The 15,108-nt window shown below is 59.7% G+C and carries 12 protein-coding genes; 6 read left to right on the plus strand and 6 right to left on the minus strand.

Features of this window, described 5'->3' with window-relative positions:
• Nucleotides 1-160 precede the first annotated feature (160 nt).
• The 3 genes from BFQ03_RS26250 (at nucleotide 161) to BFQ03_RS26260 (ending at nucleotide 4,168) form a co-directional block, all read left to right on the plus strand.
• Nucleotides 161-1,579, plus strand: coding sequence for a short-chain fatty acid transporter (locus BFQ03_RS26250; RefSeq protein WP_032859871.1), 1,419 nt, complete (start codon nucleotides 161-163; stop codon nucleotides 1,577-1,579).
• A 735-nt stretch (nucleotides 1,580-2,314) separates the two neighbouring features.
• Nucleotides 2,315-3,484, plus strand: coding sequence for a hypothetical protein (locus BFQ03_RS26255; RefSeq protein WP_032859870.1), 1,170 nt, complete (start codon nucleotides 2,315-2,317; stop codon nucleotides 3,482-3,484).
• A 159-nt stretch (nucleotides 3,485-3,643) separates the two neighbouring features.
• Nucleotides 3,644-4,168 (plus strand): SET domain-containing protein, encoded by a 525-nt coding sequence (locus BFQ03_RS26260; protein ID WP_032859868.1) that lies wholly within the window; start codon nucleotides 3,644-3,646, stop codon nucleotides 4,166-4,168.
• On the opposite strand, the gene can is transcribed toward BFQ03_RS26260, so the two are convergent.
• The 3 genes from can to BFQ03_RS26275 all read right to left on the minus strand — a co-directional run bounded on the left by can (nucleotide 4,165) and on the right by BFQ03_RS26275 (nucleotide 6,187).
• Nucleotides 4,165-4,809, minus strand: coding sequence for a carbonate dehydratase (can, locus tag BFQ03_RS26265; RefSeq protein ID WP_029295821.1), 645 nt, complete (start codon nucleotides 4,807-4,809; stop codon nucleotides 4,165-4,167). The two genes, BFQ03_RS26260 and can, sit on opposite strands and share 4 nt — an antisense overlap.
• A 180-nt stretch (nucleotides 4,810-4,989) precedes the next feature.
• The gene (rimI, locus tag BFQ03_RS26270) at nucleotides 4,990-5,442 is read right to left on the minus strand and encodes a ribosomal protein S18-alanine N-acetyltransferase (RefSeq protein WP_032859866.1); all 453 of its coding nucleotides are present in this window, start codon (nucleotides 5,440-5,442) and stop codon (nucleotides 4,990-4,992) included.
• Complete coding sequence (locus BFQ03_RS26275; protein WP_050593339.1) at nucleotides 5,435-6,187, minus strand: hypothetical protein; 753 nt, start codon at nucleotides 6,185-6,187, stop codon at nucleotides 5,435-5,437. Before BFQ03_RS26275 ends, rimI begins: the two co-directional genes overlap by 8 nt.
• 228 nt (nucleotides 6,188-6,415) lie before the next feature.
• Here BFQ03_RS26275 and mksB point away from each other — a divergent pair, with 228 nt between their 5' ends.
• The 3 genes from mksB to mksF are packed head-to-tail and all read left to right on the plus strand — an operon-like array spanning nucleotide 6,416 to nucleotide 11,224.
• Nucleotides 6,416-7,690 carry an Mks condensin complex protein MksB gene (mksB, locus tag BFQ03_RS26280; protein WP_032859862.1) on the plus strand — a complete coding sequence of 425 codons (1,275 nt, stop codon included), beginning with the start codon at nucleotides 6,416-6,418 and terminating at the stop codon, nucleotides 7,688-7,690.
• Nucleotides 7,680-8,387 carry an Mks condensin complex protein MksE gene (mksE, locus tag BFQ03_RS26285; protein WP_032859860.1) on the plus strand — a complete coding sequence of 236 codons (708 nt, stop codon included), beginning with the start codon at nucleotides 7,680-7,682 and terminating at the stop codon, nucleotides 8,385-8,387. Before mksB ends, mksE begins: the two co-directional genes overlap by 11 nt.
• Nucleotides 8,384-11,224, plus strand: coding sequence for an Mks condensin complex protein MksF (gene mksF, locus BFQ03_RS26290; RefSeq protein ID WP_032859858.1), 2,841 nt, complete (start codon nucleotides 8,384-8,386; stop codon nucleotides 11,222-11,224). The genes mksE and mksF overlap by 4 nt, the downstream gene beginning before the upstream one ends.
• Before the next feature lie 67 nt (nucleotides 11,225-11,291).
• Here the strand turns inward: mksF and BFQ03_RS26295 are convergent, their stop codons facing one another.
• The 3 genes from BFQ03_RS26295 to BFQ03_RS26305 are packed head-to-tail and all read right to left on the minus strand — an operon-like array spanning nucleotide 11,292 to nucleotide 14,857.
• A complete protein-coding gene (locus tag BFQ03_RS26295) occupies nucleotides 11,292-13,595 on the minus strand; it encodes a PqiB family protein (RefSeq protein ID WP_032859857.1) in 2,304 nt (767 codons plus the stop codon).
• Nucleotides 13,588-14,211 (minus strand): paraquat-inducible protein A, encoded by a 624-nt coding sequence (locus tag BFQ03_RS26300; RefSeq protein WP_065944332.1) that lies wholly within the window; start codon nucleotides 14,209-14,211, stop codon nucleotides 13,588-13,590. The genes BFQ03_RS26295 and BFQ03_RS26300 overlap by 8 nt, the downstream gene beginning before the upstream one ends.
• Entirely contained in the window at nucleotides 14,198-14,857 is a 660-nt protein-coding gene (locus BFQ03_RS26305) for a paraquat-inducible protein A (protein ID WP_032859853.1), read from the minus strand. The genes BFQ03_RS26300 and BFQ03_RS26305 overlap by 14 nt, the downstream gene beginning before the upstream one ends.
• Nucleotides 14,858-15,108: the final 251 nt, after the last annotated feature.

A 15,108-nucleotide genomic window follows, 5' to 3' on the forward strand; every position in this document is an offset into this window, starting at 1 on the left:
GAAAAGGCGTGCAGGTTATGAGCTGGGCCGGGTCCTGGCAATCGCCGCGGATATATTCGTTTTACTCATTGATCCATGAAAATAACAACATTCCCAAATAAATGGCCTTGGGCCAAGATGCCTGCAATCCGCCCCATAATAAATACAAGAGGTAAATAACGTGGCCGATCCTATCGAAGAAAGCCGCTATGCCCGCTTTGCCCTGCGTTGCTCGAACTTTGCCGAACGCTGGTTTCCTGACTCCTGGGTGTTTGCCGCCCTCGCCGTGATCATTGTCGCCGTGGCGGCATTGGGCATGGGCGCGGCACCGACCGACGCCGCCAAGGCCTTTGGCGATGGTTTCTGGAGCCTGATCCCATTCACCATGCAAATGGCCTTTGTGGTAATTGGTGGCTATGTGGTCGCCAGCTCGCCGCCGGCCGTGAAGTTGATCGACCGCCTGGCGCGCATCCCGAAAAACGGCCGCTCGGCCGTGGCGTGGGTGGCACTGATCTCGATGGTTGCCTCGCTGCTCAACTGGGGCCTGTCCCTGGTGTTCGGCGGGTTGCTGGTGCGGGCCCTGGCCCGGCGCACGGATTTGCGCATGGACTATCGCGCCGCTGGCGCGGCGGCCTACCTGGGCCTGGGTGCCGTCTGGGCGCTGGGGCTGTCGTCATCGGCTGCGCAATTGCAGGCCAACCCGGCCAGCTTGCCGCCGTCGATCCTGGCAATCACCGGGACCATCCCCTTCACTGACACCATCTTTCTGTGGCAATCGGGCGTGCTGCTGCTGGCGCTGATCGTGGTCTCGCTGATCATTGCCTACGTCACCGCACCGGGCCCCAATTCGGCGCGTGACGCCAAGGCTTGCGGCGTGGACCCGGCATTCAACCTGCCCAAGCCACAACCGCCAAGCCGCCCGGGGGAATGGCTGGAACACAGCCCATTGCTGACCATCCTGCTGGCGCTGCTGGCCGCCGGCTGGCTGTTCCACGAGTTCTCGACCAAACCTGCGATCAGCGCGATTTCGGGGCTCAACACCTATAACTTCCTGTTCATCATGGTCGGCGCCCTACTGCACTGGCGCCCGCGCAGCTTCCTCGACGCGGTCACCCGCGCGGTGCCGACCACCACCGGGGTATTGATCCAGTTCCCGCTGTACGGCTCCATCGCGGCGCTGATGACCGTGGTCAAGGGCGGTGACGGCCAGACCCTGGCCCACCATATCTCGACCTTTTTCACCTCCATCGCCTCCCACGACACCTATGCGCTACTGATGGGCGTGTACTCGGCGGTACTGGGGTTCTTCATCCCGTCGGGCGGTGGCAAGTGGATCATCGAAGCACCGTATGTGATGCAAGTGGCCAATGACCTGCAATATCACCTGGGCTGGGCCGTGCAGATCTACAACGCCGCCGAGGCCCTGCCGAACCTGATCAACCCGTTCTATATGCTGCCGTTGCTGGGGGTACTGGGCTTGAAGGCGCGGGACTTGATCGGGTTTTCGTTTGTGCAGTTGCTGGTGCATACGCCGCTGGTGCTGTTTTTGCTGTGGGCGCTGGGGACGACGTTGAAGTACATGCCGCCGGTGATGCCTTAACCCTTGAGAGGCGCCCCCGTCATTGCGACGGGGGCACTAACTGCCTTTACTTAAGTTTACCGATAAACCCGCTAGATATTTCAAACAGGGAACCAAAAACTTCTGAAAACCACCTAACAGTGTCTTTTAGAATTCTCAAAAACACAAAATCAAACTAAGAGACGACCATATAAGCTTTAGAACTACAACTAGAGGTATTCATATGAAGATCACACCTTCAACTAATACACTAACACCTCAAAGCATGACAGAGGCCAGCAACACTCAAGATACTCACAAACAGAAACAACCGAAATTGAGAAAATTCATACAATTTATACCAGCTTTCGGCAAACCGAAAGGACGCGTAATATATTCAGAGTCCAATCCCAACCCGAGCATTTTCAAACCGGTTGTAAAGTTTACAAAATCCCCAACCTAGCTCATTGCTGAAAAAACTAAAGCCATAAATTTTTGACTCGACGATTATATAGGCTGCGAGAACTTCAACAATCTTCAAAGTCGTCAAAGTGTTTGGCTTCGCAGCCTGTATTGAACACGTCTATTCATAAAGCACCAACATCCCATTACCCGGGTGCTCTCATTGCAAGCTCATGGCAACCTGAGCAATACGCAGCATTTCACCGCTCCCTGCAAAAAACCGCATTTCCCGACGCATTTTCCCGGTCAGCCGCTACTGTGTGAGGGTAGGCATTCATCCCGCGCAGACGGGCTTTAGCTGACAAGGAAACACACATGTTTAAATCGACCAGGCTGTCCTTCACCTTTGTCGCACTTACTGTGAGCACGGTCTTACAAGCCGATGTCGAACTCGACCTGGGCACCGCGCAACGGGTCACGCAATTGTTCGCCTACCCCAACAATTGCAGTGTGATCTGCTTTCGCCCATGGACCCTGGAACAGACGGTTGAGCATTACCTCAACCAGAGTTTGCAGCGCGACGGCTACAGCCGGGCCCGCGTCAGTGTGAAGGCCAACGAGGATAAGGTGCTGGCCCACTTTACCGGCGTACCCGATGGCTATGGCCAGTCCTTGACCTCGCTGTTGAACACCGCTGACCTGGCCTACCAGGGCGCCAGCCGGCTGAACCGTGATGGCAAATGGCAATTTAGCTGGTACCTGTTCCTGCCACTGGGCATGGCCCTGGAAAACCGCAAGAGCATCGAGTTGATGCATTTCCCGCCGGATTATTCCCTGACCCATTACCAGGACTACCTGGAATCAGCCACCACCGACCGTTGGGCGACGTTACTGACCGCCAACGGTATACCCGCGACCCAGACCCCGGAATACCAGACCATCATCGATATTGCGCCGATTGCCGCGCCCTCATCGGCCGGCAAGGACCTGGAAGGTGTCTATGGCTATTTCACCGAGTACCAGACACGTATCGTCAGGGAACTGAGCCTGCACCCCAGCGGTTCACTGCCGATGCTGGCCTTTGGCGCGCCGGTGCGCAGTTGGGTCAAGCAACAATACGGGACAACTGTCGGGGTCCTGGGCCTGGCGCAGATCAACCCGGTGCCAGACAGCAAAGTCGCGGTACTGGGGGCCAATCACCCCAGTTACATCTGGTACGCCGCCAACCCGGACAGCTACGACGGTGACGAACAGAAAGCCGACGAGGCCGGCTTGAAAGTCATGGCCCAGGACTTGAGCGCAGCCTGCTGGCAGGCCGGGATGGGCCAGAAACCCGCCAGCGACCCCAATGTGTTGCTCAAGGGCTGCATGAAGACCTGGCAGGTCACGCGCAACGAGCAGACCTGCGAACTGTTCTACACCTCGGTTCGCGAGTTATCCCCTGATCAGGCCAAGGAAAAATGCACGACTCCGTCGGTCAGGACTCAGCTCAAGCGCCTGAAAAGCCCCATGCCAGAAGCCTCTGTCGCAGCGCCCGCCCTTTAACCGCGCCATTGGCTCTACACAAAAAACGCCGATATTCACTGTCAGATTTGACAGTAGATATCGGCGTCCACTTGCGTAAATCTTGGGTCGTGCCCATTTGCTGTACGACTGGCAGTCATATCACCACCAGGAGGTCGATGCAGCCCGACAAGGAGTCCTATGAAAACCCAGGCCATGGACGAGGTGCCAGTTGCTGCGAGTGACTGTCTTTATCCGTTCGCAACCCTGCTGGCCAAAAACGGCTACCCCTCGCCCCGACACTTCGAGGTGGTACGCACCAGGAACGGTCGCGCAACCGGGATCAAGGCCAAGGTCGCCTTCGACAGCCGCGTGCGCATCGCCAGGATTTCCGGGCACGCCCTAGGTGAACGGCGCTTGCATACGCTGCAGGTGTCTTCGCGCATCCACTTGTACGACCCGTGGTTCAGCGGCCTGCTCCTGCATTCGTGCGACCCGAATGTGTTTCTCGACATCAGCGAGCTGGAGCTATGGTCGATCCAGGCCATCCGCCCCGGCACCCTGCTGACGATGGATTACGCCACCACCGAAGACGTGCTGCACCAGCAGTTCCCATGCCGCTGCGGCGCCGGGAACTGCCGGGGCTGGATCACCGGCATGAAAGAGCCCTTGAACGCCGAGGGCCAGTTGTTCATGGAACAGTGGCGCCAGCGCAAGCGCTATTAAATGGCCTCTATCGGGCGCAGGCGGTATTGCGGCGGCAGTTGCTCAAACCCGGTGATGGTGGCGTTGAGGCTTTTCCAGCGACCGTCCTTGATCCCGTAGATGCAACCGTGGATCGACAGGCTCTGCCCACGGTGCCAGGCGTTCTGCACAATGCTGGTGTGACCGACATTGGCCACTTGCTGGATGACATTGAGTTCACACAGGCGATCGACGCGTTCCTCTTCGGTGGGCAACTGGGCCAGCACTTCGCGGTTCTCGTAGTACAGGTCGCGGATCGAACGCAGCCAACCGTCGATCAGGCCGAACTGGCGGTCCTGCATCGAGGCACGCACGCCGCCGCAGCCGTAGTGGCCGGTGACCAGGATATGTTTGACCTTGAGCACATCCACGGCGTACTGGATCACCGACAGGCAGTTGAGGTCGGTATGCAGCACCACATTGGCCACGTTGCGGTGTACAAACAGGTCGCCTGGCAACATGCCGACGATCTCGTTGGCCGGCACCCGTGCGTCCGAACAGCCGATCCACAGGTATTCCGGGGTCTGCTGGCGGGCGAGCTTGGCGAAGAATTCGGGATCTTCCTGTTTGATCGCATCCGCCCAGCGTTCGTTGTTATCAAGCAGGTCTTGTAGTTCGTTCATCAGGTCAGCCTCAGGAATCATGCGCAGGTATGACAGACGACCACCCGTCGAGGTCACGCTCGGGGGTAGATAGGCACACTATAACCCCGACAGCATGAGCAATTACGACGCCAAAAAGGCTGAAGGTGATGATAAAAACAGCCCGCTCCCACACAAGCCCTGTCTACAGGGAATGCTGTTTCAGTCGACCAGGGTGCAAGCCATGACCACTGCGTCTTCGCGACCACCCGCGACCGGGTAGTAGTCGCGACGGCGGCCGATTTCGTTGAAGCCGTAGCGCTCATACAGGCGGAATGCGCCGGTATTGCTGTCGCGCACTTCCAGGAAGCATTCCCGCGCGCTGGCGGCATACGCCCGGGACATCAGGTGTTCCAGCAATGCCAGGCCCAGGCCACGGCCCTGGTTTTCCGGTTTGACGGTGATGTTCAGCAAATGCGCTTCATCGAGGATAATCTGCACTACGCCGTGGCCTACCTGCTGCTCGCCTTCGAACATCAGCCAGATCTGGTACTTGCCCAGCCCGTCGAGAAAGATGCCACGGGTCCAGGGGTGGCTGAACGCCGCGTATTCGATTTTCAGCACGGCATCGAGGTCAGCCTCGATCATCGGGCGGAAGGATAAAGCCTCACTCATCGGTTGTTTTCCAGCGCGCCATCAGCCGGCGCATGGCTTGCCAGACATCAGCCTTACGCTGTGGCTCTTCCATTAATAATTCCAGGCCCGGCAAGGCCCAGACCGAGCCCAGGCCGTCGATCTGCAGCTCGCGGTACCAGGCCTCGGCATTCGCCTCACCGGCAAACCGCACGGCGGGCAGGCCGATCAGCCACAGGCAGACACAAGGTTCATCTTCCAGGCGCGCCGAGACAAAACCTTGCACGAAGTCACGCGCGGCGTCCGGGCCCTGGTCCATATTGCCGCGCACCAGCAACGGCCAGCGCACCGGCTCGCCGACGATCTGCGGGCTGTCGGGCAGGCCGGCGGCGCGCAGCATGTCCTTGAGCAGCAGATAGGCAGGGTCGCGGGCCTGGAAACGTTCGCCGGTCGGCAACTCCACCAACAACAAACAGCGCCCGGCCCGCAACAGTTGCAGGGCAAAGCGTGGCGGCGGTACGACCGCAGCCTTGGCGACCGGCGCCGGGGCATCGTCGGCCACTGCCGCGACCTTGGGCGCCGCTGACGGGCGCGGCACTTCGATCTTGACCCGCTCCGATGGGCGCACGGGCGCTTCAGTCGTGGGCTTGACGACCGCAACCGGCGCCGCCGCTTCCTCGCCCGAAGCGTCGAACGGCTCGAACGGTTCCAGCGCTTGCAGCAGTTCGGGCCGCGACGGTGCGGCAAAGGGCAATTCGGTGCGCGGCAGCCAGTTGACCACCTGCATGGCGGTCAAGTAAGCGCGACGTCGGGACTCGATAAGCAAGGCTCGGCCACTTGTGGATAACTAAAGAGCGCAGATTCTACCGCCCTTCGGCAACGATCGCCCACCGTTGATGCTTTTCTCTGCATTCCTGAGTGTCCATCGCGAACGCGCCCTGACCGGCTGTGGATAAATCCCGCGCCTGATGCAGTACAATCGCTGCTTTTAATCGCCAACCAGCCGGCCATTCCGATGATCGAACCCAAGCGCGTCTTGCGCGCCCTCGCCGAACACTGGGCCCTGCTTGAGCCACTGTGCGAACACTTTGACCAAGGCACCCTGAGCCTTGGCGAGTTGCGCGCGCAACTGGCGGCCCAACAACTGGACAGCACGCCACAGGACATCACCAGCCTGCTGGACGTGTGGATTCGCCTGGATATCCTGGTACCTGTCGCCAAGAGCCCGAACCGTTTCGAGCTCAATGCGCAGATCCATGACTTCCTGGCCTATCTTCGCAAGGAGCACCGGCTAGGCCTGTGCCTGGAAATCGAAGCCTACCTGCGCCATCTTGAGCGCTTGGCCGGCTATATCCAGGACGCCTTCGACATCCGCGACGGCCATGACCTGGCCCGTCAACTGCGGCTGTTGGACATGCGCGTGCGTGACGTGCTGAAAAAACTCGCCAACGACGAACAGGCCCTCGCGGCCGTAGCCGACCGCGCCAAGACCAGCGACCGGCAGATCCCGTTGCGCCAGCGCTATGCCGAGGTCCTGGCGACCTGGGACGAGTACGTCGAGCCGATGATTCAACTGGTGAACGCCGACGGCGCCTTCGAGCAAGGCGTGCGCAAGGTGGAAAACGTGCTGCTGCGCATGCTCACCGAGCAGCAGCGCCTGGGCCACCTGGTGGATGACGACATGTTGCTGCGCACCCACGCGCGCATCCTCGAAATGCAGACCAGCGCCCAGTTGACCTTGCGTCATGCCCGGGAACTGCTGCTGCCGCTGCGTGAAGAAGCACGCCGGCACAACGCCGTGACCCGTGGCGCCGCCTTGGCTCTGTCGGCGATCCGGCGCAAGGGCCTGGACGCCGTGCCGCAAGCGGCGATGCCAATGTTTACCCGGCCGCAAAGTACCTTCCTCGGCAGTGCCAGCCAGGTGGAGGCTTATGTGTATGCCCTGGCAAACTTCGAACCAAAACCTGCGCGTTTCCCCAAGGCCCACAAATCCCACAAGGGCGAAGCCCAGCGTGCGCCGCGTACGGTCAAGGAGATGCTGGAGCGTTGCGAAGACGCCCTGCCGATGCCGGACCTGATGACCTGGCTGCTGGAACAGGAACCGGACGGTGCCACCGACGAGTTGCTGTACTGGTTCTCGCGCCTGTCGCGGGAAAAGCGTTTCAAGCGCGAGCGCCTGGAACGCCAGGATTACCATACTCACGAGCATCAGGTCAGCCTGCGCTCATTCGCCCTGCTCCCGGCCACTGACGCGGCCGAGCACTCTGCGAGCACCCCTCATGCATCTTGATCTATCCGAACTGTCCCAACTGGCGCCGATCTTTCGCGAGTTGTTCAAGGGTTACCACGTCAGCCGCCGCGACCCGGAGCTGTACGCACAACTGTCGAACTTCCAGGACCAGTACCGCACGCTGTTCAAGGCCCTGGGCTTTGAGCTGGTGTGCGATACCCGTGGTTTCTACTACTTCGTGCCGGACACCGCCGTAGCTGCCGCGCAGGTCAACAAGACCGCACAGCGCCTGGCACTGTTCACCTTCATCATCGTCGAACACCTGGCCGACCAGGGCCGCGACCCGATTGCCGTGCTGGATGGTGGCAGCCTGGGCCGCGATGAGTTGCCCTCCTTGCTGGAGAAATACCGCGACCTGTTTATCCAGGCCGAAGTGCAGACCCAGGAAGAGTTGGAAGAAAAAATCATGCGCCGCATGACCCAGCTCGGCTTTGCCAGTGAAGATAACGGCGTCTACCGCTTCCTGCCGCCGATGCACCGTTTCCTCGACGTGTGCCTGTCGGTCCAGGCCGACCGCGACCTGGCGGCCAGCGTGCACAGCGTGCTGCCGTTGCCGGCGCCGGTGATCATCGACGAAGACAGCGATGAAAAACTGCTGCAGACCGATGACCCGCTGGACCTCAGTGACTTTGCCGATGACAGCGAAGAAGACGCCCTGGCCCGCGCCATTGCCGAAGAACAGGAGACCGATGCATGAGCAAGGAACGCTACGGCATTCGCCGCTTCGCCTTATTGAACACCGCCGGCTACAGCCTGGGCCTGTTCCCGCTGGAAGAGCCGTTGTCGGTGTATGGCGCGAACAACCTCGGTAAATCGGCATCGATCAACGCCTTGCAGTTCCCGATCCTGGCGCGCATGTCGGACATGAGCTTCGGCAAGTACACCCTGGAACAGTCGCGACGCTTCTACTTTGCCACCGACACCAGCTATATTCTCGTCGAAGTATCCCTGCCCCATGGCCCCCATGTAATCGGTGTGGTCGGTCGCGGCCCGGGCGGTGGTTTCGGTCACCAGTTCTTTGCCTACGCCGGCAAACTGGACCTGGCCCACTATCAGAAGAACGATACCTGCCTGCGCCAGAAAGAACTGTTCACCAACCTTGAGCGCGAAGGCCTGAAAGCCTATGAACTCAAGCCCGATGAACTGCGCCGCTTGCTGGTCGGCGGGCATACCTCGATCCCGCTGGACCTGACCCTGATTCCGCTGCGCTCCACCAGCGAGCAGAGCCTGAAGACCTTCCGCGCGCTGTTTATCAACCTGCTGCACATGCGCGAAATCACTGCGGCCAAGCTCAAGCAACTGTTCCTTGATGCGTTCGAGCACAGCCTGCGCTCGGGCAGTGTGGATTACATCGCCGCGTGCGAAGAAGCCTTCCGCGATGTGCGGCGCATGGAGCAGGACTACAACTCCCTGGTCGCTGCGGGCCCTCTGGTGGAAGCGCTTTCCAACGGGGTGAAGCAGCGCGAAGTCCTGCGCGGCAAACTGCACCGTTTGTCGCCATTGCTCGATTCGCTGCTGGGCACCTGGTCGGACTACGCCAGTGCACGCAAGGAAGAGCTGACGATCCAGGCTGAACATTACCGCAACGAGCAGGATGCACTGCAGAACGATCAGCGCGGTGGCACCCAGGAACTGATGCGCCTGGAGCGGGAAATCAGCGGTATTCAACGCTGGCTGGGCGAGCTGTCGGTGCTCAAGCATCGCTTTGCGCTGGTCGATGACGTCAAGGTCCTGGAGCAGCAACTGCTGGCGGCCAAGGATGCGCACGACGAACTGGCCGGCGCCCTGGCGCAGTCGCGACAGTTCAGCGCCGAAGATCTGGATGAGCGCCTGCGCGACCTGGAAAAACGCCTGAAGTCGGTCAAGCAGCAACTCGATCACGCCGACAACAACAGCTACGCCAAACTTCGGGAAGAATTCTCACAGCAGGACGTCGAGCGTCTGATGCGCCTGTTCAACAGTTCGCTGTTCAGCCTGCCACTGGGCGAACATGGCATCACCCTGGATGAAGACGGCCAGTGGGTCAAATCCCTGGAACTGATCCTTGATGGCTTCACCGGCGAGCGCTTTGAAGTGCCGGGGCTGTCCATCGACATCTCGCACATCGAGCCACCGGCATTGCAGGCCCTGGCCGATCGTGCGGCATTGCGCGACCAGAAAGAGCGCCTGGAAAAAGAACTCAAGCAACTCAAGACCCAGCAAGCCGTGGCCTCTGACCGGGCGGCGAGCAAGACTCAGACTGAAGCGCTGTACCAGCAGGTACTGGATGCGCAGAAAGCCCTGGAAGACTTCCGCCGCAGCCAGACCCTGAGCGCCGAGGAAGGCGAGAAGCTGGAAAACCTGGCGCAGATGGAAGCTGCGCAGGACGAGTTGAAACGCTCCAGCGATGCCTTTACCGAGCGTGTCCAGCAACTGTCGGCCAAGCTGCAACTGGTCGGCCGACAGATCGGCGACATGGAAGCCAAGCAACGCACTTTGGATGACGCGCTGCGCCGTCGCCAGTTGCTGCCGGCCGACTTGCCGTTCGGCACGCCGTTCATGGATCCGGTCGACGACTCCATGGATAACCTGCTGCCGCTGCTCAACGATTATCAGGACAGCTGGCAAGGCTTGCTGCGCGCTGACGGGCAGATTGAGGCGCTGTACGCTCAGGTACGCCTCAAGGGTGTGGCCAAGTTCGACAGCGAAGACGATATGGAGCGTCGCCTGCACCTGTTGATCAACGCCTACGCGCACCGTACCGATGAGGCCCTGACCCTGGGCAAGGCGCGCCGTGCGGCAGTGACGGATATCGCGCGGACGTTGCGCAACATTCGCAGTGACTACGACAGCCTTGAGCACCAGTTGGCACTGTTCAACCGCGAGATCAACAAACGCCAGGTGTCCAACCTGCAGAGTTTCCGTATCGTACTGGCGCCGAACAAGGAAGCGCTCAAGCATATCGACCAGATCATCCACAGTGCCGGTCAGTATGAGGAAGGCGAGACTCTGTCGGTGTTCGACCTCAGCCAAAGCGCCGAGCAGGACAACAAGAACGAAGAGGCCAAGGAGTACCTGGCGCGCCTGGTGGCTGCCAACCATAACCAGTTGGGGCTCAAGGATCTGTTCGAGCTGGCGTTCGAGATTACCAAGGTCAATGGCCAGCCGGTGATTCATACCGATATCGACGGTGCTGCATCCAACGGCACCACCATGACCATCAAGGCGCTGACCAACATGTACTTGTTGTTGCACTTGATGGACCGCGACCAGGCCGGTCGCGTGCGCCTGCCGTACTACCTCGATGAGGCGGCGGATATCGACGAAAAGAACCAGGCAGCCTTGCTGGAAACCAGCCTGCAACTGGGCTTCGTGCCGATCCTGGCCAGTGTGAAGCCACAGGTTTCCGCCCAGGTGGCGATCGACCTGGAAGGCGGCAGCGGACCGAACGGGATCTACATTGATGAGGCGGACTGGAAGTACATCCGTCGCCATGATGTGGTGAAGGCGACGGTGAATGTGCAGGCGGCTGAGCCGGAGTTGGATGAGGTCTGATCGGCTGTACTGAAATGCAAAAAGGCCGCGATCTTTTGGATCGCGGCCTTTTTTGTGGCGCCTGGATTTATTTACCCAGGGGAATCTTCGGCGCCCAGATCAACCACTCGTCTTCGAACTTGTCGAACAGCGGGAACGTCTGCTCAGGTAGCGCCGGGTTGCCCATGCGCTCACCGTCCGGAGTAGCAAAGGCGATTCCGCCCTGAATCAGGGTTTCCAAAGACTCGGTGCGCACCGTCGCGCCTTTGAACAGGCCGAAGTCCAGACCGAAGCCACTGCTGTTCCAGAAACGGCTGCCACCGCGAACCAGCGGTGCGTACTTGGGCTCGATCAGCACATGGATCAGCACGCGATCAGCGGTCTTGCCCAGCTCGTAACCCGTGACCTTGCCCACGGTGACTTCACGGTAGGTGACTGGCACGCCGACTTTCAACGAACCACGACGGGCGGCGCTGAGTACCAGGCTCAAGCCGGCTTCCTGCACGTTGGTTTCTGGTGGTTGGGCCAGGGCCACGAAGTTCTTTTGCGGACCGGTGCTTTTCACCGCGGGCAGAACCTCGATGTACTGGCCAGTGACCAGGGTTTCCAGGTTGGCGGTTTTCATCAGCCCCAACTCGGGCTTGACCACCCAGAACTGGCTGCCGGCACGGGCGATCCGCTCAGGGACCTCAGTGATACGTGCGCTGAGCATCACCGACTGCATGTCGGCGCTCAGGTCGACGCTTTCAATCTTGCCTACGTCCAGGCCTTTGAAACGAATCGGCGTATCGATGCGCAGGCCGTCGGCGCGGTCCACCTTGATGGTGATCAGGGTGCCACGTTGGCTGGAGGCTTCGTGATCGGCAAACAAGCGGAAACGCGGAATGCGATTTCTCAGCGGCACATTCGGCTCTGGGGTTTCAAAGGCGATACCACCGGCCATCAGGCTTTGCAGAGACTCGCTTTTGACCTGGATGCCACCGGTGATGCCGCCGGTCAGGGTCACGCCACTGGCGTTCCAGAATCGTGTGGAGCCATTGACCAGGCCTTCGTATTCCTTCTCGATATGTACGCCGATCACCAGTTGCTTGCGCTTGCGCGAGAACTGATAGCTCTGTACCGAACCAACCTTGACCTGCTTGTAGAGTATCGGGCTGCCGACCTCCAGGGAGCCGAGGCTCTCGGTGAGCAGGACCAGGTGCAAGCCTGGGGAGCGCAGGTCCAGCGGTGGCGCCTTGGGCCGGGCGACAAACTCGCGTTGCGGGCTGGCGCCTTTGTCGCCGGGGCGGATGGCAATGTAGTTACCCTTTACCAACGCTTCCAGGCCAGTGATGCCCGCCAGGGAAATGGACGGCTTGACCACCCAGAACTGGGTGCCTTCTACCAGGTAATCCTCGGCCAATGGGTCGAGGGTCAGGTCGGCGCTGGCGCTGGACAGGTCCGAGTCGACCTTGAGGGCCTTGAGACTGCCGACCTGGATACCTTTGTACATCACGGGTGTGCGGCCGGCCTGCAAGCCCTCGAAGTCACTGAGCTTGACCTTGACGCGGATGCCCGCTGCGGCGGCATCGAAGTCTTCGTATAGGCGGAACGGCAGGCTCGGGTCGGTGGGCGGGCTGTCCTTGCGATTCTCCGGCGTGGCGAAGGCAATACCACCGGCGACAATGCTCGCCAGGGACTCGCTGCGCACTTTGACCCCGGACAGGTTGGCGTCGATGCTGATGCCGCTGGCATTCCAGAAGCGCGTATGTTTGCGCACCAGGTTGGCGTAGGTCGGCTCGATATAGATCTTTACCTCGACGGTGTTCTGATCAGCGGACAGCAGGTAGCTTTTGACCTGGCCGACCTGGATCTGTTTGTAGAACACCGGGCTGCCACGGTCGAGCGAGCCGAGCCGCTCGGCCTTGACGGTCAGGTGCAGGCCGGGCTTGGCGTCGGATAAAGGTGGCTCTTCGGAGAGCGCCTTGAACTTGCGCGTGGGCTCGCCGTCGCCGGGGCTGGCAGCAATGTAATTGCCCGAGACCAGGGTTTCCAGGCCCGTGATCCCGGCCAGGCTGACGCTTGGCTTGACCAGCCAGAAGCGCGTATTGGCCTTGAGGTACTGCTCGACATCCTTGTTCATCTCGATGGTGGCAATCACCCCGCGATTGCTGCCCTCGTCATCCAGGGCCAGGGTCGTGACCTTGCCCACGGGCATGCCTTTGTAGACCACTTCGGTCTTGTTGACCTGGATGCCTTCACCGCTCTCAAAGCGAACCTGGATCTCGATGCCCGTCTGGGTGTAGGCACGCCATCCGAGCCAGCCGCCGATCACCAGGGCGATCAACGGCAGTACCCAAATGGCCGACCAGTTCGAAGCGGGGCGGGTTTTAGCCTTTGGCAAATCAGTCATGGTCGTCGTCCGACTCCGTGTTATCCCAAATCAGTCGGGGATCGAAAGTTACTGCGGCAAGCATCGTCAAAATCACCACACTGGCGAACGCCACGGCACCGAGATTGGCCTCGATACTGGCAAGTCGCCCAAAATTTACGACCGCTACCAGAATGGCGATCACGAAGATATCCAGCATGGACCAGCGACCGATAAATTCGATAAAGCGATACATGATAATGCGTTGTCGGGCAGAAAGCGGCTGGTGACGTTGTACCGAGAGCAGTAACAACGCGAGGCCCACCAGCTTGAAGGTTGGCACAAGAATACTGGCGACAAACACGACAGTGGCAATTGGGAACATACCGTAATGCACCAGATCGATCACGCCGGCCATGATGGTGCTCGGGGCACCCTGCCCCATAGAGTTGATCGTCATGATAGGCAACAGGTTGGCCGGAATGTACAGAATCGCAGCGGTAATCAGTAAAGCCCAGGTGCGGGTCAAACTGTTCGGACGACGAGCGTGGACCAATGCGCCGCAACGGGTACAGGTTTGCTCGTCGGTATCCGGGTCCTGCCTGTTGAGTTCGTGACATTCGCCACATATCAGAATGCCTGCATCAATCGCCCGCATGTTCGTCCTCCCCTGACAACGCTTGCCAGATCTGATGAGGTGACATGACAACCTCCAACAGAACCTGAACCATTAACAGACTGACAAAGCAGGCCAATCCCAGGCCTATGCTCAGGGATGCCATGCCGGCCAGTTTCACGATCGCGACCAGCACACCCATCAGGTAGACCTCAAGCATCCCCCAATCGCGCATATGGTGATAAATGCGATATAGCAATAGGCCATAGCTGCGACCTACGTTCCAGCGAATACTGAGCAACACCGCCAGTTGGCACAGCAACTTGAGCAACGGAATGCCCATGCTGCACAGGAACACCACCACGGCGACGCCTTGCATGCCTGTATTGAACAGGGCGACTACGCCACTCCAGACCGTGTCTTCAGCAGTCTGCCCGAGTAGATTGAGCTGCATGATGGGTAGAAAGTTCGCCGGGATGTACAGCAATAACGCCGCGATCACCAAGGCCAGGCTGCGCTCGACGACATTGTAGCGGTGGGCGTACATCTCATAACCACAGCGTGGGCACAGGGCCTTTTCACCGTGCGCAAGCTCTGGCTTACGCATCAGCAAGTCGCACTCATGACAGGCAACCAGGTCCTCCAGCGGTAGGTCGGACACCTGGGGGGTATCAACCGGGTCGGACATATAGGGCTCTAAGTCTAAAATGATCAGGTGCCTATTCTAGTGTTCTGGCTCAGAAATAACTGTGCAAATTTGTCGGGATGAGCCGACTGCAAGCGCAAGGGAGAGTATGGGTTGGGCTTGGAATCTTGCAGCTGGAAACTTGAAGCTTGCAGCTGCTCCCTTTCCGAGCGCCCAAAACAAAACCCCAACTGCTTTCGCAATTGGGGTTTCGGAATTTAATCTTGACGATGACCTACTCTCACATGGGGAAA

The organism is Pseudomonas sp. 25 R 14 (assembly GCF_900004755.1).
Classification (GTDB): Bacteria; Pseudomonadota; Gammaproteobacteria; order Pseudomonadales; family Pseudomonadaceae; genus Aquipseudomonas; species Aquipseudomonas brenneri.